Annotated in this window: 25 protein-coding genes; 18 read left to right on the forward strand and 7 right to left on the reverse strand. The window is 71.0% G+C overall.

All coding sequences use genetic code 11. The features are described 5' to 3' along the window. Nucleotides 1–972, reverse strand: a complete 972-nt coding sequence (locus tag J2X46_RS05600; protein ID WP_310247898.1) for a MauE/DoxX family redox-associated membrane protein — start codon at nt 970–972, stop codon at nt 1–3. A 125-nt stretch (nt 973–1,097) separates the two neighbouring features. Between J2X46_RS05600 and J2X46_RS05605 the strand changes: the two genes are divergently transcribed. The 7 genes from J2X46_RS05605 (at nt 1,098) to J2X46_RS05635 (ending at nt 8,061) form a co-directional block, all read left to right on the forward strand. Beyond that, nucleotides 1,098–2,189 carry a DegT/DnrJ/EryC1/StrS family aminotransferase gene (locus J2X46_RS05605; protein ID WP_310247900.1) on the forward strand — a complete coding sequence of 364 codons (1,092 nt, stop codon included), beginning with the start codon at nt 1,098–1,100 and terminating at the stop codon, nt 2,187–2,189. Next, nucleotides 2,170–3,171: a glycosyltransferase family 2 protein gene (locus tag J2X46_RS05610; protein WP_310247901.1), complete on the forward strand. Its 1,002-nt coding sequence runs from the start codon at nt 2,170–2,172 to the stop codon at nt 3,169–3,171. Before J2X46_RS05605 ends, J2X46_RS05610 begins: the two co-directional genes overlap by 20 nt. Beyond that, nucleotides 3,168–4,103 carry a WxcM-like domain-containing protein gene (locus J2X46_RS05615; RefSeq protein WP_310247903.1) on the forward strand — a complete coding sequence of 312 codons (936 nt, stop codon included), beginning with the start codon at nt 3,168–3,170 and terminating at the stop codon, nt 4,101–4,103. The genes J2X46_RS05610 and J2X46_RS05615 overlap by 4 nt, the downstream gene beginning before the upstream one ends. Nucleotides 4,104–4,155: 52 nt before the next feature. After that, a complete protein-coding gene (locus J2X46_RS05620; protein WP_310247905.1) occupies nt 4,156–5,394 on the forward strand; it encodes a hypothetical protein in 1,239 nt (412 codons plus the stop codon). Nucleotides 5,395–5,613: 219 nt separating this feature from the next. Then, the gene (locus tag J2X46_RS05625; RefSeq protein ID WP_310247907.1) at nt 5,614–6,309 is read left to right on the forward strand and encodes a hypothetical protein; all 696 of its coding nucleotides are present in this window, start codon (nt 5,614–5,616) and stop codon (nt 6,307–6,309) included. Between the two features lie 99 nt (nt 6,310–6,408). Beyond that, on the forward strand, nt 6,409–7,188 hold the full coding sequence (locus J2X46_RS05630; RefSeq protein WP_310247909.1) for a hypothetical protein: 780 nt from the start codon (nt 6,409–6,411) through the stop codon (nt 7,186–7,188). A gap of 99 nt (nt 7,189–7,287) precedes the next feature. Further along, on the forward strand, nt 7,288–8,061 hold the full coding sequence (locus J2X46_RS05635) for a hypothetical protein (protein ID WP_310247912.1): 774 nt from the start codon (nt 7,288–7,290) through the stop codon (nt 8,059–8,061). On the opposite strand, the gene J2X46_RS05640 is transcribed toward J2X46_RS05635, so the two are convergent. Together J2X46_RS05640 and typA are read right to left on the reverse strand one after the other, a co-directional pair. Further along, nucleotides 8,042–8,701 carry a hypothetical protein gene (locus J2X46_RS05640; protein ID WP_310247914.1) on the reverse strand — a complete coding sequence of 220 codons (660 nt, stop codon included), beginning with the start codon at nt 8,699–8,701 and terminating at the stop codon, nt 8,042–8,044. The genes J2X46_RS05635 and J2X46_RS05640 overlap by 20 nt on opposite strands. An 8-nt stretch (nt 8,702–8,709) precedes the next feature. Continuing rightward, the gene (typA, locus tag J2X46_RS05645; RefSeq protein ID WP_310247917.1) at nt 8,710–10,599 is read right to left on the reverse strand and encodes a translational GTPase TypA; all 1,890 of its coding nucleotides are present in this window, start codon (nt 10,597–10,599) and stop codon (nt 8,710–8,712) included. A 171-nt stretch (nt 10,600–10,770) separates the two neighbouring features. Here typA and J2X46_RS05650 point away from each other — a divergent pair, with 171 nt between their 5' ends. Genes J2X46_RS05650 through J2X46_RS05660 form a run of 3 tightly spaced genes read left to right on the forward strand, consistent with a single transcriptional unit; the run spans nt 10,771 to nt 13,638 of the window. Beyond that, nucleotides 10,771–12,084: a protealysin inhibitor emfourin gene (locus tag J2X46_RS05650; protein ID WP_310247919.1), complete on the forward strand. Its 1,314-nt coding sequence runs from the start codon at nt 10,771–10,773 to the stop codon at nt 12,082–12,084. A 9-nt stretch (nt 12,085–12,093) separates the two neighbouring features. Further along, nucleotides 12,094–12,591: a macro domain-containing protein gene (locus J2X46_RS05655; RefSeq protein WP_310247922.1), complete on the forward strand. Its 498-nt coding sequence runs from the start codon at nt 12,094–12,096 to the stop codon at nt 12,589–12,591. 51 nt (nt 12,592–12,642) lie between these two features. Then, the gene (locus tag J2X46_RS05660) at nt 12,643–13,638 is read left to right on the forward strand and encodes a DNA topoisomerase IB (RefSeq protein WP_310247925.1); all 996 of its coding nucleotides are present in this window, start codon (nt 12,643–12,645) and stop codon (nt 13,636–13,638) included. A 4-nt stretch (nt 13,639–13,642) separates the two neighbouring features. Here the strand turns inward: J2X46_RS05660 and serC are convergent, their stop codons facing one another. Next, the gene (gene serC, locus J2X46_RS05665; RefSeq protein WP_310247926.1) at nt 13,643–14,764 is read right to left on the reverse strand and encodes a phosphoserine transaminase; all 1,122 of its coding nucleotides are present in this window, start codon (nt 14,762–14,764) and stop codon (nt 13,643–13,645) included. A 105-nt stretch (nt 14,765–14,869) separates the two neighbouring features. Here serC and J2X46_RS05670 point away from each other — a divergent pair, with 105 nt between their 5' ends. The 4 genes from J2X46_RS05670 (at nt 14,870) to J2X46_RS05685 (ending at nt 16,864) form a co-directional block, all read left to right on the forward strand. Beyond that, nucleotides 14,870–15,259 carry a zinc-ribbon domain-containing protein gene (locus J2X46_RS05670; protein WP_310247929.1) on the forward strand — a complete coding sequence of 130 codons (390 nt, stop codon included), beginning with the start codon at nt 14,870–14,872 and terminating at the stop codon, nt 15,257–15,259. Further along, the gene (locus J2X46_RS05675; protein ID WP_310247932.1) at nt 15,240–15,752 is read left to right on the forward strand and encodes a GNAT family N-acetyltransferase; all 513 of its coding nucleotides are present in this window, start codon (nt 15,240–15,242) and stop codon (nt 15,750–15,752) included. The genes J2X46_RS05670 and J2X46_RS05675 overlap by 20 nt, the downstream gene beginning before the upstream one ends. Nucleotides 15,753–15,836: 84 nt before the next feature. Beyond that, the gene (locus J2X46_RS05680) at nt 15,837–16,460 is read left to right on the forward strand and encodes a hypothetical protein (RefSeq protein WP_310247936.1); all 624 of its coding nucleotides are present in this window, start codon (nt 15,837–15,839) and stop codon (nt 16,458–16,460) included. A 20-nt stretch (nt 16,461–16,480) separates the two neighbouring features. Further along, complete coding sequence (locus tag J2X46_RS05685; protein ID WP_310247938.1) at nt 16,481–16,864, forward strand: DCC1-like thiol-disulfide oxidoreductase family protein; 384 nt, start codon at nt 16,481–16,483, stop codon at nt 16,862–16,864. Nucleotides 16,865–16,959: 95 nt separating this feature from the next. On the opposite strand, the gene J2X46_RS05690 is transcribed toward J2X46_RS05685, so the two are convergent. Then, a complete protein-coding gene (locus tag J2X46_RS05690; RefSeq protein WP_310247939.1) occupies nt 16,960–18,063 on the reverse strand; it encodes a citrate synthase 2 in 1,104 nt (367 codons plus the stop codon). A gap of 219 nt (nt 18,064–18,282) precedes the next feature. Here J2X46_RS05690 and pdxH point away from each other — a divergent pair, with 219 nt between their 5' ends. After that, nucleotides 18,283–18,930, forward strand: a complete 648-nt coding sequence (gene pdxH / locus J2X46_RS05695) for a pyridoxamine 5'-phosphate oxidase (RefSeq protein WP_310247941.1) — start codon at nt 18,283–18,285, stop codon at nt 18,928–18,930. Here pdxH and J2X46_RS05700 read toward each other — a convergent pair. Continuing rightward, nucleotides 18,927–19,361 (reverse strand): ANTAR domain-containing protein, encoded by a 435-nt coding sequence (locus J2X46_RS05700; RefSeq protein ID WP_310247944.1) that lies wholly within the window; start codon nt 19,359–19,361, stop codon nt 18,927–18,929. The two genes, pdxH and J2X46_RS05700, sit on opposite strands and share 4 nt — an antisense overlap. Nucleotides 19,362–19,368: 7 nt before the next feature. Continuing rightward, the gene (locus tag J2X46_RS05705; protein WP_310247945.1) at nt 19,369–22,332 is read right to left on the reverse strand and encodes a hypothetical protein; all 2,964 of its coding nucleotides are present in this window, start codon (nt 22,330–22,332) and stop codon (nt 19,369–19,371) included. 60 nt (nt 22,333–22,392) lie between these two features. Between J2X46_RS05705 and J2X46_RS05710 the strand changes: the two genes are divergently transcribed. From J2X46_RS05710 to J2X46_RS05720, 3 genes are all read left to right on the forward strand, one after another. After that, entirely contained in the window at nt 22,393–22,971 is a 579-nt protein-coding gene (locus J2X46_RS05710) for a TetR/AcrR family transcriptional regulator (RefSeq protein ID WP_310247947.1), read from the forward strand. Between the two features lie 10 nt (nt 22,972–22,981). Next, on the forward strand, nt 22,982–24,715 hold the full coding sequence (locus J2X46_RS05715) for an ABC transporter ATP-binding protein (RefSeq protein ID WP_310247948.1): 1,734 nt from the start codon (nt 22,982–22,984) through the stop codon (nt 24,713–24,715). Nucleotides 24,716–24,780: 65 nt separating this feature from the next. Further along, nucleotides 24,781–26,769 (forward strand): ABC transporter ATP-binding protein, encoded by a 1,989-nt coding sequence (locus tag J2X46_RS05720; RefSeq protein WP_310247951.1) that lies wholly within the window; start codon nt 24,781–24,783, stop codon nt 26,767–26,769. Nucleotides 26,770–26,891 lie beyond the last annotated feature (122 nt).

Raw genomic sequence — 26,891 nt, forward strand, 5'->3', positions numbered from 1 at the left:
TCACACGGGCGCTTCGCCGAGTTCCTCCAGGATCTCCGCCACGAACCGCTCCACGTCGCCCGCGCCGGCGACGGGGCCGCCCGCCATCAGTCCGTCAGCGCCCAGAAGGACCGCGCCGGGAGCGCCGACGGAGAAGATCCGACGCACGTTGTGCTGCGGCTCGATCATGGTGAGCTCCGCCGAGTGCGGCAGGTCGAGGCCGGGCTCACCGTGCACCGCGATGAGGCCCACCGCAGGGGCCAGCTGCTCGGCCCAGGAGTCGAGCTTCTCCGCGGTGCGCACGCAGGCGCCGCAGTGCTCCTTGAGCACGACGAGCAGCCGAGCCTGGGTCGCCGCGAGCTCGACCAGCGTCGAGGACGTGCCGTCGGGCATCGTCAGCACGCCGTACGGGATGGGGGTGCGCTCGTAGTCCAGCTCGGGCTCACCGGCCGGAGCCGCGCCACCGTCGGAGTGTCGGACGATCATCGCCGCGACCGTCACTGCGGCGAGGGCGGCGAGGAGCGTCCACCAGTCCACACCTCCGAGATCGGTGGCGGCGGCCCAGACGGACCCACCGGCGACACCGATCGCGACCGCGACCCCCGAGAGGCCGAGCAGCAGGACGTTGCGGGCGAGGGTGACTCGGTCGACGACGTGGCTGGCGAGCGTCCCGAAGCACGCGCATTCGACCGGGTCCTCGAACGTGAGCGCCCGGGCGATCAGCCAGGTGTAGACCGCCATCAGCAGCGTCACCAGTGCGGCCACCACGACGAGGGCCGCGCTGGGGGAGGCGAGCAGGAGGAGTGCCAGTGCTCCCTCGGCCCACGGGAGGCCGCGGCCCACGAGGCCGCGCGGCACGAAGGACGGCACCCGGAGCGACACCAGCGCGTCCTCGACGGCGAGCGGGTCACGCATCTTCGCGACCGCGCTGACCGCGAGCACGACCGCGAGGGTCAGCAGCACGAGCAACGAGGCCGTCGGGGCGCTGGACATGCCCCGCATCGTAGGAGCAACGGCTCCAACGAGAGGTGCTCGGCGCCCCGCCGAAAACCCGCGACTGCCGCCCGCACCACGTTAGGGTGTGGGGCCGTAGCAGCCGGGTGTGTCGAGGAGAGATCGTGGACTGGGTGCCCATGAACGACCTCTCCCGGTCGGTCTCCCTCCACCGCGAGGAGCTACTCGCCGACCTCGTCGACACCCTCGACTCTGGCTGGTTCCTCCTCGGGCCGCGCACCACGGCGTTCGCCGCTGAGCTCGCCGCCTACCTCGACGTGCCGCACGTGGTCCCGGTCGGCAACGGCACCGACGCACTCGAGATCGCGCTGAAGGCGCTGATGCCCGACGGGCGCACGACGGTCCTGTGTGCCGCCAACGCCGGCGGCTACGGCTCGGTCGCTGCCCGTCGGGCCGGCTTCGCGGTGTCGTACGCCGACGTGGACCCCGCCACGCACTGCCTCGACCCAGACGACCTCGCGGCCCGCATCAGCGACGAGGTGGGGGTCGTCATCGTGACCCACCTCTACGGGCGCGCCGCCGAGGTCGATCGCATCAGCGAGGCGGCGCACGCCGTCGGCGCCCTGGTGCTGGAGGACTGCGCGCAGGCTCTCGGGGGCCTCACCCCGGCAGGTCGGGTCGGGTCGCTCGCGGACGCCGCGACCTTCTCCTTCTACCCGACCAAGAACCTCGGTGCCCTCGGCGACGGCGGTGCCGTCGCCACGTCGTTCGACGAGGTGGCCGAGCGGGTCCGGCGGCTGCACCAGTACGGCTGGGACACCAAGTACCGCATCGCCGACGACGGTGGGCGCAACTCGAGGCTCGACGAGCTGCAGGCCGCCGTCCTGAGCCGACGGCTCCCCCTGCTGGACGACTGGAACAGTGCGCGGCGTTCGGTGATCAGCGCCTATGCCGACGCCGCCCCCGACGGCGTACGCGTCCTGCCAGCGGCCGACGAAGGACACACCGGGCACCTCGCGGTCGTCGAGGCCGACGACCGCGACGCGCTGCGCGCGCACCTCGAGGCGGCCCGCGTCCGCACCGACGTCCACTACCCGACCCCCGACCACCAGCAGCCAGGCCTCGACGGAGGCGGTGTCGTGCTCCCGGTGACCGAGCGGCTCAGCACGCGGGTACTCTCCGTGCCGGTCTTCCCCGAGCTGAGGCCCGACGAGATCTCGAGGGTGGGTGAGGCACTTGCGTCCTTCCGTCCCTGAACCTGGCGAGGCGACCGCCGCGCCGCGCTACTCCGTGGTGATCCCGGTCTACGGCAACCGCGCCACGCTGCCCGACGTGCTGACGCGCCTGGCCTCCGTCGCCGACCAGCTCGCCGGCGACCTCGAGGCGGTCTTCGTCGTCGACGGGTCCCCCGATGACTCCGCCGACGTCCTCGCCTCGCTGGTGCCGCAGCAGCACCTGGCCGTCCAGGTGCTCGAGCACAGCCGCAACTTCGGGTCCTTCGCCGCTATCCGCACCGGGCTCGCGGCCGCCCGAGGCGACTACGTCGGGGTGATGGCTGCTGACCTCCAGGAACCTCCCGAGGTGATGCTCGGCTTCTTCGGAGAGCTCGAGTCGGGGTCGTACGACGTCGCGGTCGGGCGCCGCGCGAGCCGCTCGGACCCGGGTGGGTCGGCCCTGATGTCCAAGGTCTTCTGGGGTCTCTACCGTCGCACCATCAACCCCGAGATCCCGCCCGGCGGGGTCGACGTCTTCGCCTGCACGCGTGACGTTGCCCAGCGGCTGGTGCTGCTCGACGAGTCCCACACCTCGCTCGTCGCGCTGCTCTACTGGGTCGGCTTCCGCCGCGTGGAAGTGCCGTACGACCGGCTCGCGCGCACCGAGGGCACGTCGGGCTGGACCCTGCGCAAGAAGGTCATGTACCTCTCAGACTCGGTCTTCGCCTTCACCCGCATCCCGATCCACGCCCTCACCGCGCTCGGCGTGGTGGGCACCCTGATCACCCTCGTCGTCGGGCTCGTCGTCCTCGTCTCCTGGCTCGCCGGGCGGATCGACTCGCCCGGCTACACGCCGCTGATGCTGACGATCCTCTTCTCCACGTTCCTGCTGCTCACCGGGATGGGGGTGCTCGGCTCCTACGTCTGGCGCACCTACGAGAACACCAAGCGTCGTCCGGCGGCCCTCACCCGCACGCACTGGGTCCACGACCCCCGGTCACCCCACCCGAAGGAGGAGGCGTGAGCGTCTTCGTGCACCCGTCCGGCATCTGCGAGTCCGAGCAGGTCGGCGACGGCACCCGCATCTGGGCGTTCGCGCACGTGCTGCCCGGCGCCCGGATCGGCGCCGACTGCAACATCAACGACCACGTCTTCATCGAGAACGACGTCGTCGTGGGCGACCGCGTGACGGTGAAGTCGGGCGTGCAGCTGTGGGACGGCATGCGCCTGGGCGACGACGTCTTCGTCGGCCCCAACGCGACCTTCACCAACGACCCGTTCCCGCGCTCCAAGCAGTACCTCGCCGAATATCCGCAGACCGTCGTCGGTCCGGGCGCCTCGATCGGCGCCAACGCCGTGGTCCTTCCCGGCGTGCGGATCGGCCGCCGCGCCATGGTCGGCGCGGGAGCGGTCGTCGTACGCGACGTGCCGGCGCACGCGATCGTCGTCGGCAGCCCGGCGCGCATCGTGGGGTACGCCGACTCCGCCCCGTCTCCGGCCGCGGAGCTCGTCGAGCAGCCGCTGGCCACCGAGCCCGAGGACGTCCTGCCCGGTGGCGCCCGGCTGATCCCGGTGCAGACCGCCAGCGACCTGCGTGGCTCCCTGGCCGCTGTCGAGCTGGAGTCGGCGTTGCCGTTCGTTCCACGGCGCTTCTTCGCGGTCTTCGGGGTGCCGTCGAAGGAGGTGCGTGGCGAGCACGCCCACCGCGAGTGCGCGCAGGTGCTGGTGTGCCTGCAGGGGTCGGTCCACTCGATCGTCGACGACGGCACGCACCGCCGCGAGGTACGACTGGGCTCGCCCGACGTCGCTCTCTACATGCCGCCGATGCTCTGGGGCACGCAGTACCGCTACTCCGAGGACGCCGTGCTGGGCGTCTTCGCCTCGCACTCCTACGACGCCGACGACTACATCCGCGAGTACGAGCAGTTCCTCGCTGAGGTCTCGCGTAGTGGGTGAACGGATCTCCCGTCCCGGACTCGGGCCCAGGGGGCTCTCGTGGGCCTGCTTCGTGCTCACCTGGCTCGCGCTCGTCGCCACCGGTCCGTCCGGCCAGCTCTTCGACGCCTCGGTGTACGTCGACAGCGCGAACCGTCTCGTCGACGGGCTCGAGGTGCCCGCCGGCTACGGGACCCGTGGGGCGCTGACCCAGCTCGTCTACGTGCCGGCTGCTCTCGCCAGCAAGACGGGACTGTCGATCGAGCGGGCCGTGCTGTTCCAGAACGCGCTGCTGCTCGCGGCCCTCGCTGCGTTCCTGGTCCCCGCACTCCTGCGACGCCTCGGGACCGTCGGCACGTGGAGCCCCGCGTGGTCCTGCCTCGCCGTCGTGGTGGTGCTCGGCCGCTTCGCGCCCGTGGGCTTCATGGACATCTGGTCCCTCGCCGCGGTCGTCGGGATGCTCGTCCTGGTCGCAACGCCCACTCGCTCTCGCCTGGTCGCCGCGGGCGCGTTGCTCGGCGCGGCCGTCAACCTGCGCCCGGCGTACCTCCTGCCGTCCCTGCTGCTGCTGCTGGCGTGGGCCGTCTGGGTCCGGCGGGGGTGGATCTGGGTGGTGCTCGGGTCGACGACGGCCGTGCTCTCCCAAGGCGTGCTGCAGCTCTTCCGACCCGGCTCCTTCGAGACCTGGTGGGACGGGCTCCAGATCATCAACGAGGTCCAGCTGACCTACTCGGCCTGGGTCGTGCGCTACGACACGGTGCCGTCCTCGATCGCGCCGCAACAGTTCTTCTGCGACCCGGACATGGCGGCGGTCCAGCAGGCACCGATCAGCTCGCCGAGCGACCTGGTCGGGCACCTGATGACCTACGTGCCGCAGTCCATCGACCTGGTCGCCCAGAAGCTGACCGCCTGGCTGATGTGGACCTGGTCGACGCCCTACTACGACACCTTCGACCCGTCGACCTCGCAGCTCTCCCTCCTGGTGGTCGCCGCCGTCGTGGCCGGAGGCTTCGGCTGGGTCCAGGCAGTACGACGTGGGGCGGTGCCGCGCAGCCTGGTGGTCGCCGTCGGGGCGCTCGCGCTCGGCGTCCTGGGCGGCGCGGTCGCGGCCACCCCCGAGGCGAGGTTTGCCTTGCCGCTGGTCGTCCTGGGTCTCGTGGGCGTGGCGCTCATCGACGTACGTGGAGTGACGGTGCGTCAGGGAGCAGGGCTCGTCCTGGCCGTCGTGGTGGTCGTGCTGCTCGGCCAGCACGGTCTCGACCACCCCGCGCCACCCGGCCCGGTGACCCCGGAGACCTGCTCGACCGCCTGAGACCCAGATCACATCTGTGGTTGAAAGTCGCACCGTACTGAGTCCAGTTGTTACCGAATCGTGCCCCACGGCTCCCTACCTTTGAGTCATCAAGGCGGCCGTGGGGGTTCGCCGCAACCCAGTGGGGGCTCAACCAACATGGCGATCGACACGAACGTGCTCGACACCGTACGTCCTTCTCGGCGCACCGTCGTCCGCGGCGCTGCCTGGAGCGTGCCCGTGGTCTCGATGGCCGCGACGGCTCCGGCCTTCGCCGCGTCTTGTGGCGCGACCACCTACGCGTACACCCTCGACTGGAACACGGCCACCATTAACACCTCGACGTCGGGCAACGCGGTCACCGCGACGACGTCGATCACCGGGCCAGCCGGCAGCTCCGCCATCCTGGCGACGTTCAAGAGCACCACCACCGGTTCCGTGACCCGCGATTCCGACAACCTGACGGTTTCGTCCGAGACCAACGTCGGAAACCTCGGTGGCAAGGCGCTCAACATCTCCCACTCGTCGCCGATCACGGCGGGTTCGGGCAACCGCCAGACCGTGGCGATCTCGTTCAACCGCGCGGTGACCGGCCTGAACTTCTACATCAGCGACATCGACAGCTCGCTGACCAACGTCGGCTCCCAGCGCAATCCCGTCTACTCGGGCTGGTGGGACCGGGTGTCCCTCACAGGCACCTACACCCCGAACCGCGACACGAACTTGCGTGGTTCGGGCACCAGCAACGACCCTTGGTACTACAACGACAGTGACACGAACGTAGGCAACGAAGCAGCTGGCGCGCGCGTCAAGGTCACCTACTCGGGCACCATCGCCGCGAACACGACGATCACCCTCGAGTACTGGACGACGCAGGCCGGCGGCAACCAGCGCATCTTCCTGACGGACTTCGGGTTCGACGCCAAGGGCTGCTGACACACGTCACATCGCCGTTATCGGCAAAACCCCGCGCGCGGGGAGCGGCGTACCTAAGGTAAAGGCGTTTCCGAACGTCCGCCCGAGCAGGTGATCCGCATGGCCGAGCTGGCCCCCAGCCGCCGCACGCTGGTGCGTGGGGCTGCCTGGAGCGTCCCCGTCGTCGCCATGGCGGCCACCGCTCCGGCGTTCGCCGCCTCGTGCGGCTCGCTCACTGCTGCCTTCGCGCTCGACTGGAACAACACCGCGAGGACGACGTACACCCCGCCCGCGACCCCCGCCGGCACGGGCACCGGCAAGAAGACGGGGTACGCCACCGCACTCGCGCCGGCCGGCAGCGGCGCCTCCAACGTGACGGTCACCTTCGACAGCACGACCGTCGGCACCGTCAGCCGGACCGCGAACAACCTCGTCCTCGGCGGCACCAACGTCGGTGGCACGGGTGGACCGGGCCTCCAGCTGACCCACGACAACCTCCAGGCCGGCCGCGGCAACCGGCAGGAGCTGTTGATCACGTTCTCCCGGCCGGTGACCGAGCTGTCGTTCTCGATCGCCGACATCGACTCCTCGAGCGGCAACTGGTACGACCAGGTCGAGCTCACCGGCTATACGGGTTCCGGGGCAGCGTCCTTCACGCAGTCGCCCGTCGCGACCACCTCGAGCACGAGCGTGGTGGTGTGGGGCGACGGATCGCAGAGCCAGCCCTGGCGGCCGCGCAACGACTCCCAGAACATCGGCTCCGGCAGCAGCGCCGGCAACAAGCTGGTCACCTTCACCACCGCGGTGAAGACGCTGAGCCTCGTCTACTGGAACTCCGCGGGCAACGGGAACCAGGTCATCGCGCTGACCGACTTCAGCTTCACGTCCAAGGGCTGCTGACCCGCGGACGGCGCCGGGCAGCTTTGCAGGCATTGCCCCGGCTCCCTAAAGTAAAGATCGACCCGTGAAGGTACTCGGACCGACGCAGGAGATCTCCCCATGCCCGACCCCAGGACTCCGTCCCGGCGCAGCGTGGTGCGCGGCGTCGCGTGGAGCGTGCCCGTCGTCAGCGTCGCGGCCACCGCCCCGGCGTTCGCTGCCTCTCCCTGCCAGACCCGCTACACCTACCGGCTCGACTGGGGCACGACGTCCTACACGCGGACCGATGCTCGCAACTCCTCAGCCAGCGTGAGCACGACGGGCGGCGGCACGCCGGTCCCGGTGACCTTCAAGAGCGTCTCGTCCACGTCCGCCAACGTGCCGGACCCGACACGCAACCTCTCGATCCCCGCCAACACCGGGAGCGGGACGACGGCCGACCCCGTGGTGACCAGCCTCGGCGGTCGGGCCAACGAGCGCGGCGTGATGCTCTACCACGCGACGAGCACGGCTGGCCGCGCCAACCGGCAGGAGGTCACGATCACCTTCGGGCGGGCCGTGCGCAACCTGCAGTTCTGGATCACCGACGTCGACACGATCACGTCGCCGGCGTACGCCGACCGGGTCGAGCTGATCGGCTACAACGCCAGCAACGTGGTGGTGCCCTTCGCCGCGGCCAACGACGGGATCACGGGGGCGGGGTCCGAAGCCAGCCCCTGGCTTCGCTCGGCCGACTCCAACGTCAGCGAGAACGCTGGCGGCGCCCAGACGTCGGTGAGCTTCGGGACGGCTGACGTGAAGTCGCTGAAGCTGACCTACTGGAACAACAGCGGCGGCACGCAGTACCACCGGGTCTTCCTCGGCGACCTCGCCTTCACCGCGCTCGGCTGCTGAGCCCGGTCGACGCGGTCGCGCGCCCGGCGAGCGCGACCGCGGCGCGCTGCACGATCGGCAGCTCCTCGGGGTCGCGCGCCGCCTCGTGCGGGATGTCGCCACCGAGCAGCCCGGCCGGGGTGGTCAGCCAGATCCACGCCCGCCAGGGGTCGACCCCTGCGGACAGGAGCGTCTCGATCACGACGAGCAGCTCGGTGCGCACCTCGCCGGTCGCGTCGAGCTGGAACGACGGGACGAGCGTCGCGCCCTCCTGCTGCACCAGGAGCACCGCGCGTCGGTTGTGCGCCTTGTGCAGCGCGAAGCGGGCGGCGTCCTCCGAGATCCCGCGCAGCGCCGCGACACCGGCGTAGTCGAGCCACCCGGCGGCCAGCAGCGCTGCCCGTTCCCGGGCCTCGCGACGGAGCCGCACGAGCGCGACGGGTACGGCGTGGGCCGGGTCGTCGCCCTGCGCGCGCAGCTGCCGGTCGAGGTCGGCCAGGCGCTCGGCGCTGAGCGGCTCGACCGTGCCCGGCTCGCGCCACCGCACGACGCCGTCCTTGCGGTCGTACGTCGGCAACCCGGCGGCGGCCAGCTGGTCGGAGAGCCCGAGCTCCTCCAGCCAGCTAGCCAGCCGCTCGCCGATGTCGTCAGGTCCCGGCACGGCGACGGCTACTTGTTGGCCTTCCGGGCCCGCGAAGCGGTCTTGGCGCGGGCGTTGGCGTCGAGCACGACCTTGCGGATGCGCACCATCTCGGGCGTGACCTCGACGCACTCGTCCTCGCGGCAGAACTCCAGACACTGCTCGAGCGAGAGCCGCTTCGGCGGGATCAGCTTCTCGAAGTTGTCGGAGGTGGCGGACCGGATGTTGGTCTGCTGCTTCTCCTTGGTGATGTTGACGTCCATGTCGTCGGCGCGGGAGTTCTCGCCGACGATCATGCCCTCGTAGACCTCGGTGGTCGGCTCGACGAAGAGCACGCCGCGCTCCTGCAGCGACGTCATGGCGTACGCCGTCGCCGCGCCGGCGCGGTCGGCCACCAGCGAGCCGTTGTTGCGCGAGCGGATCTCGCCGGCCCACGGGAAGTAGCCCTCGGAGATGTGGTGCGCGATGCCGGTGCCGCGGGTTTCGGTGAGGAAGTCGGTGCGGAAGCCGATCAGGCCGCGGGCCGGGACGACGAACTCCATCCGCACCCAGCCGGTGCCGTGGTTGGTCATGCCCTCCATGCGGCCCTTGCGGACGGCGAGGAGCTCGGTGATCGTGCCGAGGTACTCCTCCGGCGCGTCGATGGTGAGGCGCTCGAAGGGCTCGTGCACCTTGCCGTCGACCTCACGGGTGACCACCTGCGGCTTGCCGACGGTGAGCTCGAAGCCCTCGCGGCGCATCTGCTCGACGAGGATCGCCAGCGCGAGCTCGCCACGGCCCTGGACCTCCCAGGCGTCGGGACGCTCGGTCGGGAGGATGCGCAGCGACACGTTGCCGATGAGCTCCGAGTCGAGGCGGTCCTTGACCAGGCGGGCGGTGACCTTGGCGCCCTTGACCTTGCCGACCATCGGCGAGGTGTTGGTGCCGATCGTCATCGAGATGGCGGGCTCGTCGACGTGGATGAGCGGCAGCGCTATGGGGTTCTCGGCGTCTGCCAGCGTCTCGCCGATGGTGATGTCGGGGATGCCGGCGATGGCGACGATGTCGCCCGGACCGGCGGACTCGCCCGGCTTGCGCTCGAGGCCCTCGGTGATGAGGAGCTCGGTGATGCGGACGTTCTTCACGTCGCCGTTGCGCTGCATCCAGGCGACGGTCTGGCCCTTCTTCAGGGTGCCCTGGTGGATGCGCAGCAGCGCCAGGCGACCGAGGAACGGCGAGGAGTCGAGGTTGGTGACGTGGGCCTGCAGCGGCGCCTCGTCGTCGTACTGCGGGGCGGGGATCGTGTCGAGGATCGTGCGGAACAGCGGCTCGAGGTCGCTGCCCTCCGGCATGGTGCCGTTCTCGGGCTGCTCGAGCGAGGCGATGCCGGCCTTGCCCGAGGCGTAGACGACGGGGAAGTCGAGCGCGTCCTGGCTGTGGGACTCGTCGAGGAGGTCCATGAAGAGCTCGTAGGACTCGTCGACGACCTCGGTGATGCGGGCGTCGCCGCGGTCGGTCTTGTTCACGACGAGGATCACCGGCATGTCGGCGTTGAGCGCCTTGCGCAGCACGAAGCGGGTCTGGGGGAGCGGGCCCTCGGAGGCGTCGACGAGCAGCACGATGCCGTCGACCATCGACAGGCCGCGCTCGACCTCGCCGCCGAAGTCGGCGTGGCCGGGGGTGTCGATGATGTTGATCGTCATGCCCTCGGGAGCCGACGGTCCGGTGTAGTGGACCGCGGTGTTCTTCGCGAGGATCGTGATGCCCTTCTCGCGCTCGAGGTCGCCGGAGTCCATGACCCGGTCGGCGACGCTCTCGGCCTGGTGCGCGGTGAAGGCGCCGGCCTGGCGGAGCATCGCGTCGACGAGCGTGGTCTTGCCGTGGTCGACGTGGGCGACGATCGCGACGTTGCGCAGGTCGGAACGGGACTGGGTGGGCATGCAGGGGCCTTCCGGGCGGAGACGAGGCCGGGACGGGCGGTCCGGGCCGGGCGCGGCCGTCACAGCCGCAGCGCACCAAGTCTAGTGGCCCGGGCGCCAGATCAAGACTTCGCGGCAGCCACCCGGCCCGGAGGCCTACCGGCTGTCGGGGCGGCGCGGTAGACCTGTCCCATGGCGAACACTCGGGCAGCACACTGCAGCTTCATCCCGCCCTGGCTCTCCGAGCGCGTCAGCGGTCCGGGCCAGGTCCTCCTCGACGAGGCCCTGCGCGCCGGGCGCGGTCTCGGGGCCGGCATGACCATGCTGCCGCCGGGCCTGGTCACCGACTCGGCGTGGACGGTGCACGACGCCGGCTCGACGACCGACCTGCCGGGTGACCCGATCCGCTCCGACGGTGATCCCGAGACCGGTGACCTCGCCGTAGACGAGGCGGCCACCGGCATCGCGGCCACGCTCGCGATGTGGTCGGAGGAGCTCGGCCGCAGCTCCCACGACGGCGCCGGCACACCGGTCAGCCTGACCGTCCACTACGGCTCGCGCTACAACAACGCCTTCTGGGACGGCACCCAGCTCGTCTTCGGCGACGGCGACGGCAAGGTCTTCGAGCGCTTCACCAAGCCGATCGACGTGCTCGCCCACGAGTTCGGGCACGGCGTCGTCGAGCACACCGCCGACCTCGTCTACCGCAACCAGTCGGGTGCCCTCAACGAGTCGGTCGCCGACGCCTTCGCGGCCTGCCTCAAGCAGCGCGTGCTCGGCCAGGAGGCCGCCGACGGCGACTGGCTGATCGGCGAGGGCATCTTCAAGCCCGGCATCGAGGCGCGGGCGCTGCGCGACATGGCCGCCCCCGGCACGGCCTACGACGACCCCGAGCTCGGCAAGGACCCGCAGGTCGGCCACATGGACGACTTCGTGACCACCACGACCGACAACGGCGGCGTCCACCTCAACTCCGGCATCCCCAACCGCGCGTTCCAGCTCGCCGCCGTCGCCATCGGCGGCACGGCGGTCGCCGGTGCCGGCCGGGTCTGGTACGACGCCCTCACCGGCGGCGACGTCCCGACGACGGCGAGCTTCGCCGAGTTCGCGGCCGCCACCATCGCGGCCGCCGGGCCGCACGCCGACGTCGTACGCGACGCGTGGGCGCAGGTGGGGGTCGAGCCGGCCGACGCCGTCGGCACCCCCGAGCCGCCGGAGCGGCCGGCCGGCTGGGTGCTGCGGGTGGAGCGCTCCGGTGGCTTCGCCGGCCGCACCGAGACCGCCGAGGTCGACCTCGACGACACCGACGAGCCCGAGCTGCGCACCTTGGTCGCGGAGGCAGGTCTGGACTCCGACGAACTCGCCGAGGGCGACACCACGACGAAGCCCGACATGTTCCTCTACTCCTTCACGCTGCGCGACCGCACGGTGCGCGTGCCCGAGCACCGGCTCACTGCGAGCCAGGCCGAGCTCGCCCGCCGCGTGCTGCACCGCAACCAGTTCTGAGGAGCGGCGGTGGAGCTCACGGTCGTGGAGGGCGACATCACCACGCAGCAGGTGGACGCGGTGGTCAACGCGGCGAGCCGGGCGATGCGCGGCGGGCTCGGCGTCGATGGTGCGATCCACGCCGCGGGCGGCCCGGAGGTGCTCGAGGACTGCGTCCGCCGTTTCCCGCACGGTCTCGCGACCGGCTCGGCCGGGTGGACGACCGCGGGCCGGATGCCTGCTCAGTGGGTGATCCACGTGGTCGGCCCCAACTGGAACCGAGGCGAACGAGACCGAGGTCTGCTCACCTCCTGCTACACCGGTGCGCTCGCGGTCGCCGACGAGCTCGGCGCCCGGTCGGTCGCCTTCCCGCTGATCAGTGCCGGTGCCTACGGCTGGCCGCGCGACGACGCGATCCGGGCAGCGATAGACACGCTGCGCGAGACCGCGACCAACGTCGAGGAGGCGCGGCTCGTCGCCTTCGGCCGGGCAGCCCACGACGAGATCGTGGCGGCGCTCGACTCCTGACCCTCCTTCGGGGTGTTCGCAGCCGGTCGTCGCCCGCACTACCTTCCCGGCATGCCCCGACTGCGGCGTACGTTCCCCGACCAGCCGGGCTGGACCCGACGACGATCGGGCTCGGGGTTCACCTACCTCGACGAGAACGGCGACCGGCTCGGCGCCGACGACGCGCAGCGCTGCAAGGACCTGGTCATCCCGCCGGCGTGGCAGGACGTGTGGATCACGCCCCACCCCAACGGCCACCTCCAGGCCGTCGGCACCGACGACGCCGGGCGGCGGCAGTACCTCTACCACCCGCAGTGGCGCACCAGCCGCGACGCCGCGAAGTTCGACCGGATCCTCGGCTTCGGCAAGGCCCTGTCGAAGGCGCGCGAGCGGGTGCTCGCCGACATCGGGTCCGAGGGCATGTCGCTGGAACGGGCGTGCGCGGTCGCCGTACGGCTGCTGGACCTCGGCTACTTCCGCATCGGCAACGACGTCTACACCGACACCAACGGCTCCTTCGGCCTCACCACGCTGCTCAAGGAGCACGTCTCACGCCACCAGAAGGGCCTGCGCTTCTGCTTCGTCGGCAAGTCCGGCGTCGAGCACTGCATCGACATCGACGACCCCGCCGCGATCGACGCGCTCGACGTGATGCGGCGCCGGCGCGGCGGTGGTGACGAGCTGCTCGCGTGGAAGGACGGCCGCCACTGGAAGGACCTCGGCGCCGCCGACGTCAACGACTACATCCGCACCTGCTTCGGCATCGAGGCCACCGCCAAGGACTTCCGCACCTGGCACGCCACCGTCATCGCCGCGTCCGCGCTCGCGGAGACCGACGAGCCGGGCGAGACCAAGGCGTCGCGCAAGCGGGCGGTCGCGAGCGCGATGAAGGAGGTCTCGGAGTTCCTCGGCAACACCCCGACCCTCGCCCGGACGTCGTACGTCGACCCGCGCGTGGTGGAGGCCTACGAGCGCGGCCGCACGGTCACCGTCCGTGGCAAGTACGACACGGACGACGCCCGGCAGGCCGCGCTCGAGCGCGCGGTGCTCAAGCTGCTGAACGGCTGAGCGGTCAGCTGTTCTCGACGACGAAGTCGATCGCCGCGGTGAGCTTCTCCACGTCGGACGGGTCGATTGCGGGGTACATCGCGATGCGCAGCTGGTTGCGGCCGAGCTTGCGGTAGGGCTCGGTGTCGACCACGCCGTTGGCGCGCAGGGTCGCGGCGATCGCGGCGGCGTCGATCGAGTCGTCGAAGTCGATCGTGCCGATGACGAGCGAGCGGTCGGCGGGGTCGGCGACGTAGGGCGTCGTGTACGCCGTCCGCTCGGCCCAGCCGTAGAGCGCGTCGGAGGACGCGGAGGTCCGCTCGACCATCGCCTTGAGTCCGCCCTGGCCGTTCATCCAGTCGAGCTGCTCGGCCATCAGGAAGAGCGTGGCGACCGACGGGGTGTTGTAGGTCTGGTTCTTCGAGGAGTTGTCGATCGCGGTCGGCAGGTCGAAGAACGGCGGGATGTAGCGGTCGGTCGCGGCGATCTCCTCGGCGCGGGCGAGCGCGCGCGGCGACATCAGCGCGATCCAGAGGCCGCCGTCGGAGGCGAAGCACTTCTGCGGCGCGAAGTAGTAGGCGTCGACCTCGGTGAGGTCGACCGGCAGGCCGCCGGCGCCGGAGGTGGCGTCGACGAGCACGAGCGCGTCGTCGGCGACGTCGGCCGGGCGGCGTACCGGCGCCATCACTGCGGTGGAGGTCTCGTTGTGCGCCCAGGCGTAGGCGTCGACGCCCTCCTCGGCGACGGCGTCGGGGCGCGCGCCGGGCTCGCTCGCGATGACCGACGGGTCGGCCAGCCACGGGGCCTTCTTGGCCGACGTGGCGAACTTCGAGGAGAACTCACCGAAGGACAGGTGCTGGCTCTTCTCGCGGATCAGGCCGAAGCAGGCGATGTCCCAGAAGGCGGTGGCGCCGCCGTTGCCGAGCACGACCTCGTAGCCCTCGGGCAGGTCGAAGAGGGCGGCGAGGCCCTCGCGCACCCGGCCCACGGTCTTCTTCACGGGCGCCTGGCGGTGGGACGTGCCCATCAGCTCGGAGCCGGTCGCGGCGAGCGCGTCGAGGTGGCTGGTCTGGATCTTGGAGGGGCCCGCGCCGAAGCGGCCATCGGCGGGCAGGAGCTCGGCGGGGATCTGCAGGGCGTCGGTCATGGAGGAACCTCGGGTCGTTGCGGAACGGGCGGGTCCTGACGACGCTGTCAGCGAGGTGCCTATTGTGGCATCCGCGCACGCACATCTCACGACGGGGGACACACCATGAACAGCGACGGCTCACCCGGGCTGCAGAACCAGTCGACGGTCCGCACCACGGCCCGCGTCGTCTCCGTCGTGCTCCTGCTCGTCGGCGTCGTGCTCCTGGTGAAGGGGATCAGCGCCTTCGCCTCCGAGTTCGACGACCCGATGGCCTCCGACGGCCCGGGGTCGATCCTCATGGCCGGCGCGGGAGGCTTCTGCATCGTCTTCGGCCTCGCCGCCGCCAACGTGGGCTGGCTGCGCGCCCAGGCGTCCTACGTCGCCGGGGAGACCGTGCCGGTGATCAAGGACTCGCTCGAGCACCTGCAGGCCGGCCCCTACTGCCGCCAGTGCGGCACCCGCAACGACACCTCCGCGACGTTCTGCGACTCCTGTGGCCAGTCCCTCGCCTGAGCCGGCGGTGCTGCACGTCGAGCGCCTCCCCATCACCCACCCCGACGCGCAGCTGCTGGTCGAGGCCGTCCAGGAGGAGTACGTCGTCCGCTACGGCGGCCGCGACGAGTCGCCCATCGACCCGCGCGACTTCGAGGACCCCCTCGGCCGGTTCTTCGTCGGCTACCTCGACGGCGTCCCGGTGGCGACCGGAGCGTGGCGACGGAGCAGCGTGCAGGCGCTCGGCGCGGAGGTGACCGCGGAGATCAAGAGGATGTACGTCGTCCCCGCGGCGCAGCGTCGCGGCCTCGCGCGGCAGATGCTCGCCCACCTCGAATCCACGGCGGCCGGCGCCGGCATCCAGGCGCTCGTGCTCGAGACCGGGATGAAGCAGCCGGAGGCGATCGAGCTCTACCTGTCGTCCGGCTACGAGCCGATCCCGGGCTTCGGCTACTACGCCGACAGCGACCTCAGCCGCTGCTTCGGACGGCTGGTCAGAACTACAGATCTGTAGTTCGCGCGAACCCCTGACGCCCGCTCGCGAGGCCTTCTACGGTCCTCGGGTCACGAGTGATCTCTGGGGAAGGTGGTGCATCGGATGCGCGTGCGTGCGCTGGTCCCGACGACCCTCCTCCTCGTGCTCGGGCTGCTCCTCGGCCTGGCGGCCCCGACCTCAGCCGGGTCGTCGTACGGACGCCGGGGGATCGTGACGTCGTCCGCGCCCTACGTCATGCCGATCGAGCCGTACGCCGGCTACCAGCCGCAGACGAAGTGCCGCCAGAAGCCGAAGGCGGGCATCCTCATGCTGGCCGACTGGCTCGTCGTGCGCGGCGGTGGCTACGGCCCGATCAGCCGCTCCTGCGCGGGATCCGGCACCAGCGAGCACAAGGAGTCGCGCGCCTTCGACTGGCTGCTCGACGCCACGAACCCGGCCGACCAGGCGCTCGCGCAGGCCCTGCTCGAGGAGCTCTTCGCTCCCGACGACACCGGCGAGCCGGCGGCGCTGGCCCGCCGGATGGGCATCCTGTACGTCATCTGGGACGACACGATGTACGCCTCCTACCGGGGCTTCGCGCCCGAGCGCTACCTCAGCTCCAGCTGCCGCAGCCGCAAGAAGTGCTCGCCCACCCTGCGGCACCGCGACCACGTGCACATCTCGCTGACCCGCCAGGGTGCCAAGGGCCTGACGTCCTGGTACTTCGCGCAGCCGCCCGTCGTCTGACCTCGCCGTAGGCTGGAGTCATGGAGCGCGGCATCATGCTGAACGACGGCGACTGCGGCTTCTGCATGAAGGCCGCGGCCCAGGTGCCGCGCCTCGGCGTCGACGTCGACTCGGTCCCGCTGCAGTCCGTCGACCTGTCCCGGTGGGGCATCGACGAGCAGCGCGCCCTGGTCGAGATGGCCTACGTCCACCCCGACGGGCGCGTGGTCTACGGTCACGCGGCGTGGGCCGCGATCCTGTGCACGGGACCGCTGCCCTGGCGGCTCGTCGGCCGCGCCATGACCAGCCGTCTCGGCACGCCGGTCGCGCGCCGGGTCTACCGGCTCGTCGCCGACAACCGCGACAAGCTCCCCGGCGGCACGCCCGCCTGCTCGGTGGAGAACCGCAGCACTACCGCTGGTTGAGCAGGGCGCCCAGCGCCCGTGTCGAAACCGAGGCCGGTCTGGTGACCTTGGTTTCGACACGCTCGCTTCGCTCGCTGCTCAACCAGCGGTGTGGCTCAGCCCCAGGCCTGGTCCCAGCCGTCGACCTCGCTGGCCGGGCGCGAGGCCGGGCCGGCGTAGACGGCGGACGGGCGGATCAGGCGACCGGTGGTCTTCTGCTCGAGGATGTGCGCCGACCAGCCGCCGGTGCGGGCGCAGGTGAACATCGATGTGAACATGTGCGCCGGCACCTCGGCGAAGTCGAGCACGATGGCGGCCCAGAACTCCACGTTGGTCTCCAGCACGCGGTCGGGACGGCGCTCGCGCAGCTCGGCGAGGGCGGCCTTCTCCAGGGCCTCGGCGACCTCGTAGCGCGGGGCGTCGAGCTCCTTGGCAGTACGACGCAGCACGCGGGCGCGGGGGTCCTCGGCGCGGTAGACGCGGTGGCCGAAGCCCATCAGGCGCTCGCCGTTGTCGAGCAGCTCCTTGACGTACGACGCCGCGTCGCCGTCGCGCTTCTCGACCTCTTCGATCATCCCGAGGACGCGCGAGGGCGCACCGCCGTGCAGCGGACCCGACATCGCGCCGATCGCGCCGGAGAACGCGGCGGCCACGTCGGCGCCGGTCGAGGTGATGACGCGGGCGGTGAAGGTCGAGGCGTTCATGCCGTGCTCGGCGGCCGAGGACCAGTAGGCGTCGATCGCGTGCGCGTGCTTGGGGTCGGCCTCGCCGCGCCAGCGGATCAGGAACCGCTCGGCGAGCGTGCGGCCGTTGTCGACCTCGGCCTGCGTGACGACCGGCTTGCCGAGGCCGCGCGCCGACTGGGCGGCGTACGACAGCACCATCACCGCGACGCGGGAGAGGTCGAGGCGCGCCTGCTCGTCGGAGATGTCGTAGGTCTGGCCCATGCCGAGCATCGGCGCGAGCATCGCGACCGCGGCCTGGACGTCGGCGCGGACGTCGCCGGTGTGGATCGAGATGTTGTAGGGCTCGGCCGGCGGGAGGCCGGGCGTGTAGGCGCCGTCGACCAGGAGGCCCCAGACGTTCTCGAAGGGCACGCGGCCGACGAGGTCCTCGATGTCGACGCCGCGATAGCGCAGGGCCGATCCCTCCTTGTCCGGCTCGGCGATCTGCGTCTCGAACGCGACGACACCTTCGAGGCCGTGGTGGATCTCGGTCATGGGGCCACTCCTTCGTGGACGGGGTGCCCCGGAGGACTGCACGGGGACGGCTCATTCTGCACCGGCCCGGTGACGACGGTCACGGGAGGTGTCCACGCGCCGCGCTCCACCGCGGATCTCGATACGCCCCGTCGCGGCCTCGCAAGCTCGGCCGCGGGACCACTCGATCTCCCGCCACACACGCGGCGCTCGTTCCTCGCGCCGCACTAGTGTCGTGACATGGACCTGAGCGGACTGCGCGAGGAGTACGGCCGCGGGGGCCTCGACGTCCCCGACCTGGCAACCGACCCGATCGAGATGTTCGAGAGGTGGCTCCAGCAGTCGGTCGACGCCGGCGTCCACGAGCCCAACGCGATGGTCCTCGCGACCTCGACACCCGACGGACGGCCCTCGAGCCGGATGGTCCTGCTCAAGGGCGTGGACGCCGACGGCTTCGTCTTCTTCACCAACCAGGCCTCGCGCAAGGGCGAGGAGCTCGCGGCCAACCCGCGGTGCGCGCTGCTCTTCCCGTGGCACCCGCTCGAGCGCCAGGTGCGCGTCGAGGGGGTCGCCGAGCCGCTCGACCAGGCGCGGGTCGAGGCCTACTTCCGCGCGCGACCGCGCGGTGCGCAGCTCGGGGCCTGGGCCTCGCACCAGTCGCGCCCGGTCGCCTCGCGCGCCGAGCTCGCGGCGTCGTACGCCCGGGAGCAGGAGCGCTTCGGCGCCGACCCGTCCGACGGCGAGGTGCCGGTCCCGCCGGAGTGGGGCGGCTACCTGGTCACCCCGGACGTAGTGGAGTTCTGGCAGGGCCGACCCGGCCGGATGCACGACCGGCTGGTCTACCACCGCGAGGGCGACGGCTGGGCCGTCGGGCGGCTCGCGCCCTAGGCCACCGACTGCGGGCCGGCGACGATGACCTCGGCGAGCTCGCGCATCGGGGTGTTGGCCCGTGAGCTGGCCTCCCTCAGCAGCTGCAACGCCTCGTCCTGGCTGACCTTGCGGCTGGCCATCAGCACGCCGACGGCGGCGCCGATCGTGCGGGAGGTGGACAGCGCCTTCTCCAGCTGGGCGGTGTGCTCGCGGCCCACGACACCGTCCGCCTGGAGCTCGGCGATCAGCTCCCGGTCGATCGCCACATGGGCCTGGAGCTCGTCGATGTCGGCCCGGTTGGCGCTCACGCGATCCGCGGCCTCGTCGGCGCGCACGTCCGAGTCGTCCGCGCGTGCGATCAGTGCGTCGATGTCGGCGCGGCCCTTCGTCACGAGTGCGACGAGATCGTCGATCTGCTTCTGAAGGTCCGTCCCCTGGGGGATCTCCATGCCCCAATTATGGGAAGACCTGCGCGCCTTCGCCAGATGGAATTTCGGCACTCGGCCGCCTGAGTCCCAGCCCCAGGACGAGCAGGGCCAGCGCGCCCCCGGCCACCAGGATCCACCACGGCAGGGCCGTCGGGATGCCGAGGAACGTGGTGATGCCGAGGATGCGGGCCATGCCCCACGGGAGCAGCGCGAGCTGGTCGTTCCAGACAGTGAGCGCGTCCTCGAGACCGACCGCGGCAAGCAGGCCACCGAGGGCCAGCAGCACCGCGCCGACCGTGCCGACCACGACCGCGGTCGCGCGCCGGCGTCCGGCATGGGCCGCGAGCGACCAGACCAGTGCTGCGAGCACCCAGCCGGCGAGCACGAACGCCACGACGACGTACGCCGACCGCACGCCGGGCTCGGTCCAGAAGGCGAACCAGTAGCCGCCGGGCCCGCGGAACGCCAGCACGGCCAGCAGCAGGATCGAGCGCAGCACCACGGCGCCACCCACCCCGGTCGCGACGTGCCACGACCTCGTGCGGAGGGTCGCGACCCCGACGACGACCGCGAGCACGCCCCACCCGAGGCCGACGGCCAGCAGGTGGCTCGGCGCGAGGAACCACGTCAGCACCAGCCTGCTCCACACGACAGCAGCCACGGGCAGCCCGACGACGAGCCACGGCCGGACGGCGCCCGGGTCGCGCCACGGGGTCACCGCGGTGCGCGCCAGCGACCGGCCGGCGCGGGTCAGCCCGAGCCCGAGCAGCAGAACCAGCAGCCCGCCGCGCGCGAGCCACGCCATCGGCAGGTCGCGCACGGCTCGCGCCTCGCCGATCCTCGCTGCGGTCAGGTTGTAGGCCGGCAGCAGCACGTCGTCGCCGTACCTCGCCTGGTGGCGGGCGGCAGCGGCGTCGAAGCCGCGGCGAGCGCCCTCCCACGCCTTCCGGTCTCCGCCGCTGTCGAGCCACTGCGCGTGCCGCAGCGTCATCTCGCGGTAGGCGCCGAGCAACGCGTAGAGGTCGACCTGGTAGTCGAGCGAGTCGAGGAGGGCCGTGCGCAGCGCGGGATCGCGATAGGTGTCCGGGTCGCTCTGGGCGACCAGGCCTCGCATGGTCTGGGCGAGGTCGATCGCGTGCTGTCCGTCGTCGATCGCGGCGGTGACGCCGTCGAGCGTCGGGCTGCCGCCGTGGTCGCGGGCGATCGCGTAGAGGACGTCGAGCACCGCGCTGTCGCCGGTGAGGATGTCCCACTCGAAGAGCAGCATCTGCGGCGGCGGCTCCAGGCCGAGAGCGAAGGCGCGCACCTCGGCGAACTGCGGGACGTACTGCCCGTGCGTCACCGCCTCGCGGGAGTACGACATCGCCTGGGTGACCTTGGCGACGGTCTCCGGGTCGGTCGACAGCCAGCGTCGTACCCAGTCGGCCGTGACCTCGGCGGGGTCGGTATCGGGGTCGCGGGCCAGCCGTGCGGCGACGTCGGTGTTGAGGTCGTAGAGCTGCCAGAAGCCCGAGGTCAGCAGCAGTGACATCGGGCCAGCGCGCCACGGGCCGCCGTCCTGGGTCCACGTCCAGATGCCCTCGACGTGCGGGTTGGCCGCGATGAACCGCTGGAGCGCGAGCTGGTGCAGCACACCGAGGTCGTTGGGCACCGCGCCGAACGACTCGAACTCGCGTCGGCTCTGCAGCTCGACGATGCGGCGCTGGTCGCCCTGCTCGAGGGTGTCGTTCAGCGGCAGCCAGGAGTAGTAGTCGCCGAGGCTGTACTTCGTCGACACGACCAGCCGCGGGGAGTCGATGCCGGCCAGCACCTCGTCGTACGACTCCGGGTTGGTGTGCATGTCGCCGACCGCACCCACGCCGACGCTCCAGGTGCGGAAGACGACGTCCTTGTCGGCGCGCTCGGCCTCGTCGGTGAGGGCGCCGAGCATCGCGCGGACCGCGGGCGCGGTGGTCACCGAGATCTCGGAGTAGTAGTCGATGCCGGGGGAGTTGTAGATGCTGCCGCCCTCGCCGATGCGCAGCACCACGCCGGAGAGCTGGGGGAGCTCGGTGTAGATCTCGTCGAGGGCGGTCTCGTAGACCTTCCACAGCGCGGGGTCGGTGGTGTCGAGGTCGAACCGATCGGTCAGGTAGCGCTCGAGCGGCCCGCTGAGGATGAGCATGTCGGTGCGGAGGTAGACGTCGAGGCCGAGGTCGTCGAGCTCGGCCCAGATCGGGCCGAAGGCGTTGCGCACCGCCTTCGCGCGGGCGACGTAGTCGGGGTCGTCGGCGTAGATCTCGGGGATGTCCGCGAAGGTGACGTAGTCCAGGAAGCCCGGCACGGCGACGGCGTTGTAGCCCTGCGCGAGCATGTGGTGGGCGTAGGCCAGGACGCTCTCGCGGGCCGCGGCCAGCGCGTCCTGGTCGACGTACGGCGCCTCCGGGAGGAGCACGTCCTCGAAGGCCCGGGAGTAGTGGGAGTAGTCGGTGCCGCCGCGCCACTGGTCAGGGTCGGCGTCGACGCCGGCCGCGCCGAGGTCGACCATCCGGAACGGCAGCCGCGAGGTCGTCGTCGTGCCGACGCCCTCGGCCAGGTCGCGCTGGGCCCAGGCCTTCTGCGCCAGGTCGTAGACGCCGCGGACCGCGCCCGTCTCGCTGGCCGCGGTGATCCGGAGGCGGGCGCGGGTGCCGGAGAGGCGGTAGGAGTCGTCGTCGCGGTCGCCATCTCGATGCCGTACGACGAGCGTCGTGCGGCCCTTGGTCTCGCCCGAGGTGGCGTCCGTGAGCTCGTCGAGCGCCGCCGCCATCCGCGAGCTGTCCGGGGCGTCGACCCGCACGATGCGCGGGGGAGGGACGGCCTCGCGCGGAGGAGCGGCGTGGAGCTCCTCGACGGGGACGTCCTTGGACTCGACGCGGATGCCGAGCGCGCTGGAGATGCCGGCGGCGAGCAGGCCGCCTAGCAGGCCGAGGACGACCACGACCACGCCGACCTGGAGCCCCCGCTTCGCCACGCGCGCACTCTAGCGAAAAAGAGTTTGTGAGTGAGTGCTCACTCACTTACAGTGGAGGGCGTGCCACCTCGCGCCAAGCCCCTCTCGCCCGACGACCGCCGCGCGGCCCTCGTCGACGCGACCGTCCCGCTGCTCCTCGAGCATGGGCGCACCGTGACGACCCGCCAGATCGCTGATGCCGCCGGCATCGCCGAGGGCACCATCTTCCGGGTCTTCGACTCCAAGGACGACCTGGTCCTCGCCGCCCTCGAGCACGCGCTCGACCTCGACCCGTTCATCGCCCAGCTCCAGCAGGTCGAGCCCGACCAGGAGCTCGCGCCGATGCTGCTCGAGGTCGTCGAGCTGTTCCAGCGACGCTTCGCCCGGGTCTTCCAGCTGATGACCCGCATGGGCATGGTCGGACCGCCCAAGGCCCACCGCCACATGGAGGCCGAGCGCGAGCGGGTCGCCCTCATCCTCGTCGGCCTCGCCGAGCGGCATTGTGACGCGCTCCGGGTGCCGCCGAGCCAGCTGATGCACATGGTCAGGCTGCTGACCTTCTCCGGCACCCATCCCCACATCTCCGACGGCAACCCGCTGAGCGCGGAGGAGATCGTCGACACCGTTCTCAACGGCGTACTCAAGAAGCCACAGAAGTAAGGACTCCTGAATGCTGCTGCGACTCGTCCGCACCTACCTCAAGCCGTACGCCGCCCCGCTCGCCGCGGTCGTGGCGCTCCAGTTCGTCGGCACGATGGCTGCGCTCTACCTGCCCAGCCTCAACGCCGACATCATCGACAAGGGCGTCGTCACCGGCGACACCGGCTACATCCTGCGCCACGGCGGCCTGATGCTGGCCGTCTCGCTCGTCCAGATCATGTGCTCGATCGCGGCGGTGTGGTTCTCCGCCCGCAACGCGATGGGCTTCGGCCGCGACTTGCGCGCCGCGATCTTCCACCGTGTCGGCTCGTTCTCGACCCGCGAGGTGCAGCAGTTCGGCGCGCCCTCGCTGATCACCCGCGAGACCAACGACGTCCAGCAGGTGCAGATGCTCGTGCTGATGGGCGGCACTTTGATGGTGGCCGCGCCGATCATGATGGTCGGCGGCATCATCATGGCCGCGCGCGAGGACGTCGGCCTGTCCTGGCTGGTGCTCGCGGTCGTGCCGGTGCTCGGCGTCTCGATCGGCCTGATCGTGCGCAAGATGGTGCCGAGCTTCCGCCTCATGCAGGAGCGCATCGACGAGGTCAACCGGCTGCTGCGCGAGCAGATCACCGGTGTCCGTGTGGTGCGCGCGTTCGTCCGCGAGGAGCACGAGACCAAGCGGTTCGGCGACGCCAACCAGCAGCTGACCGACGTGGCGATCCGCGCCGGTCGCTGGCAGTCCGCCATGTTCCCGACGGTCATGATCGTCGCCAACGTCGCGACCGTCGGCGTGCTCTGGTTCGGCGGCCACCGGGTCGAGAACGGCCACATGGAGGTGGGCGCGCTGACCGCCTACATCTCCTACCTGATGCAGATCGTCATGTCGGTGATGATGGCGATGTTCATGCTGATGATGGTGCCGCGCGCGTCCGTCTGCGCCGACCGCATCACCGAGGTGCTCGACACCGAGTCCTCCGTCGTGCCGCCGAGCGACCCGGTCACGACGCTGCCCGAGCGGCTGACCCTGCGCCTCGACGACGTCACCTTCGCCTACCCGGGCGCCGACGAGCCCGTGCTCCGCGAGGTCGCGCTGACGGCCGCGCCGGGCGAGACCGTCGCGATCGTCGGCTCCACCGGCGCGGGCAAGTCCACCCTGGTCAACCTCGTGCCGCGGCTCTTCGATGTCACCGGGGGAGCGGTGCGCGTCGGCGACGTCGACGTGCGCGACCTCGAGCCGGAGACGCTCTGGTCGCGGATCGGTCTGGTGCCGCAGAAGGCCTTCCTGTTCCGCGGCACGGTCGCCGACAACCTGCGCTACGGCAAGGCCGACGCGACGGAGGAGGAGATGTGGGCGGCCCTCGAGATCGCCCAGGCCAAGGACTTCGTCGAGGCGCTGCCCGACGGGCTCCAGGCCGAGATCGCCCAGGGTGGCTCGAGCCTCAGCGGCGGCCAGCGCCAGCGGATGGCCATCGCCCGCGCGGTGGTCCGCCGCCCCGACATCTACCTGTTCGACGACTCGTTCTCCGCTCTCGACCTCACCACCGACGCCCGCCTGCGGGCGGCGTTGCGACCGGTGACCAGGGACGCGACGGTGGTGATCGTCGCGCAGCGCGTGGCCACCATTCGGCACGCCGACCGCATCGTGGTGATGGAGGACGGCGCCGTCGTCGGCACGGGCACCCATGACGAGCTGCTCGACACCTGCGGCACCTACCGCGAGATCGTCGAGTCGCAGCTGACTGCAGAGGAAGTGGCATGAACACCCCACGCCGTCCTTCTCCGCCGCTTCGCTCCCCCGAACAACGCCGCGAGGACCCCAAAAACATGAGCGACACGAAGCCCGCAGCCAGCGGGCAGATGAAGGAGACCGAGCGGGTCCAGTCGGGCCCCGGCCCCGGTCGCGGCCCGATGGGCGGCGGGATGATCGGCCAGAAGGCCGACACCTTCTGGCCCTCGCTCAAGCGGCTGCTCGCGCGGCTGCGTCCCGAGCGCACCAAGGCGTACGCCGTCGTGGTGCTGACGCTGCTCAGCGTCGTCTGCATGGCGATCGGTCCCAAGATCCTCGGTCGTGCGACCGACCTGATCTTCGCCGGCCTGATCGGCCGCGACGTGCTCGGCAGCGGTGCGACCCAGGAGCAGGCGATCGAGGGCCTCCGCGCGCAGGGCGAGACCAACCAGGCCGACATGCTCGCGTCGATGAAGCTGACCGACGGCGTCGACTTCTCGTCCGTCGCCGACGTCCTGATGCTCGTGCTCGCTGTGTACGTCGCCGGCTCGCTGCTGGCGTGGCTCGGCGGCTACCTCCTCAACGACGTCGTCCAGGGCACGGTGCTCCGGATGCGCTCCGAGGTCGAGGACAAGGTCCACCGGCTGCCGCTGGGCTACTTCGACAAGCAGCCGCGCGGCGAGCTGCTGAGCCGCGTCACCAACGACATCGACAACGTCAGCCAGACCCTCCAGCAGACGATGAGCCAGCTGCTCAACTCGCTGCTGACGGTGATCGCGGTGCTGGTGATGATGTTCTACATCTCGCCGCTGCTGGCGCTGGTCGCGCTGATCTCGGTGCCGATCTCGATGTTCGTCACCGGCGCGGTGATGAAGCGCTCGCAGGGCATGTTCATCCAGCAGTGGCGGCGCACCGGCACGCTCAACGCCCACATCGAGGAGACCTTCTCCGGGCACTCGATCGTCAAGGTCTTCGGTCGCCAGGCCGAGTCGGAGCGGGTCTTCGCCGAGCAGAACGACGAGCTCTACCAGGCGTCGTACGGTGCCCAGTTCGTGAGCGGGCTGATCATGCCGATCATGATGTTCGTCGGCAACCTCAACTACGTCGTCATCGCGGTGCTCGGCGGCCTCCGCGTCGCCAGCGGCACGATGTCGCTCGGTGACGTGCAGGCCTTCATCCAGTACACCCGGCAGTTCACCCAGCCGCTGACCCAGGTCGCCTCGATGCTCAACCTGCTGCAGTCCGGCGTGGCCTCGGCCGAGCGGGTCTTCGAGCTGCTCGACGCCCCCGAGGAGCCGGCCGACCAGCAGGGCCTTCCGGCGGCCGCGCAGGATGCCCACGGCGAGGTCCGGTTCGAGGACGTGTCGTTCTCCTACGACCCCGAGCACCCGCTGATCCAGCACCTCGACCTGGTCGCCCGCCCGGGCAGCACGGTCGCGATCGTCGGCCCGACCGGGGCCGGCAAGACCACGATGGTCAACCTGGTCATGCGGTTCTACGACCCGCAGTCCGGCCGGATCCTCATCGACGGCGTCGACGTCGCGAGCATCCCGCGCGGCGTCCTGCGCAGCCGGATCGGCATGGTGCTGCAGGACACCTGGCTCTTCGCCGGCACGATCCGCGACAACATCGCCTATGGCCGGCCCGACGCCACCGAGGACCAGATCCTCGAGGCGGCCCGGGCGACGTTCGTGGACCGCTTCGTGCACTCGCTGCCCGACGGCTACGACACGGTCATCGACGAGGACGGCTCGAACCTCTCGGCCGGCGAGCGGCAGCTGGTCACGATCGCCCGCGCCTTCTTGTCCGACCCGGCGCTGCTGATCCTCGACGAGGCGACCTCGTCGGTCGACACCCGCACCGAGCTGCTGCTCCAGCAGGCGATGGCCGCGCTGCGCTCGGACCGTACGTCGTTCGTGATCGCGCACCGCCTCTCCACGATCCGCGACGCCGACCTGATCCTCGTCATGGAGGACGGCTCGATCGTCGAGCAGGGCTCGCACGAGGAGCTGCTCGAGGTCGGCGAGGCCTACGCCCGTCTCTACCAGTCGCAGTTCGAGTCTCCGGTCGAGGAAGCCATCGTCTGACATCTGAGGACGTGGTGAACGGGATCGGGCCGGATCCACGTCCATCACGTCCTCAGATATCCCGTTGTCCGTCTTCGGCCGGGGACGTACGTTGGTCGTACACGGAAAGGAGGTGATCCGAA

This window comes from Nocardioides sp. BE266 (assembly GCF_031457855.1).
Lineage (GTDB): Bacteria > Actinomycetota > Actinomycetes > Propionibacteriales > Nocardioidaceae > Nocardioides.

What these genes read in the sequence shown, in the direction of transcription:
- J2X46_RS05685 (WP_310247938.1), top strand. Translation starts at nt 16,481, where the DNA reads ATGGAGCGCGGCATCATGCTGAACGACGGCGACTGCGGCTTCTGCATG.
- J2X46_RS05700 (WP_310247944.1), bottom strand. Translation starts at nt 19,361, where the DNA reads ATGGAGATCCCCCAGGGGACGGACCTTCAGAAGCAGATCGACGATCTC.
- typA (WP_310247917.1), bottom strand. Translation starts at nt 10,599, where the DNA reads ATGCCCACCCAGTCCCGTTCCGACCTGCGCAACGTCGCGATCGTCGCC.
- J2X46_RS05660 (WP_310247925.1), top strand. Translation starts at nt 12,643, where the DNA reads ATGCCCCGACTGCGGCGTACGTTCCCCGACCAGCCGGGCTGGACCCGA.
- J2X46_RS05635 (WP_310247912.1), top strand. Translation starts at nt 7,288, where the DNA reads ATGCCCGACCCCAGGACTCCGTCCCGGCGCAGCGTGGTGCGCGGCGTC.
- J2X46_RS05690 (WP_310247939.1), bottom strand. Translation starts at nt 18,063, where the DNA reads ATGACCGAGATCCACCACGGCCTCGAAGGTGTCGTCGCGTTCGAGACG.
- J2X46_RS05720 (WP_310247951.1), top strand. Translation starts at nt 24,781, where the DNA reads ATGAGCGACACGAAGCCCGCAGCCAGCGGGCAGATGAAGGAGACCGAG.
- pdxH (WP_310247941.1), top strand. Translation starts at nt 18,283, where the DNA reads ATGGACCTGAGCGGACTGCGCGAGGAGTACGGCCGCGGGGGCCTCGAC.
- J2X46_RS05715 (WP_310247948.1), top strand. Translation starts at nt 22,982, where the DNA reads ATGCTGCTGCGACTCGTCCGCACCTACCTCAAGCCGTACGCCGCCCCG.
- J2X46_RS05670 (WP_310247929.1), top strand. Translation starts at nt 14,870, where the DNA reads ATGAACAGCGACGGCTCACCCGGGCTGCAGAACCAGTCGACGGTCCGC.
- J2X46_RS05600 (WP_310247898.1), bottom strand. Translation starts at nt 972, where the DNA reads ATGTCCAGCGCCCCGACGGCCTCGTTGCTCGTGCTGCTGACCCTCGCG.
- J2X46_RS05650 (WP_310247919.1), top strand. Translation starts at nt 10,771, where the DNA reads ATGGCGAACACTCGGGCAGCACACTGCAGCTTCATCCCGCCCTGGCTC.
- J2X46_RS05680 (WP_310247936.1), top strand. Translation starts at nt 15,837, where the DNA reads ATGCGCGTGCGTGCGCTGGTCCCGACGACCCTCCTCCTCGTGCTCGGG.
- serC (WP_310247926.1), bottom strand. Translation starts at nt 14,764, where the DNA reads ATGACCGACGCCCTGCAGATCCCCGCCGAGCTCCTGCCCGCCGATGGC.
- J2X46_RS05630 (WP_310247909.1), top strand. Translation starts at nt 6,409, where the DNA reads ATGGCCGAGCTGGCCCCCAGCCGCCGCACGCTGGTGCGTGGGGCTGCC.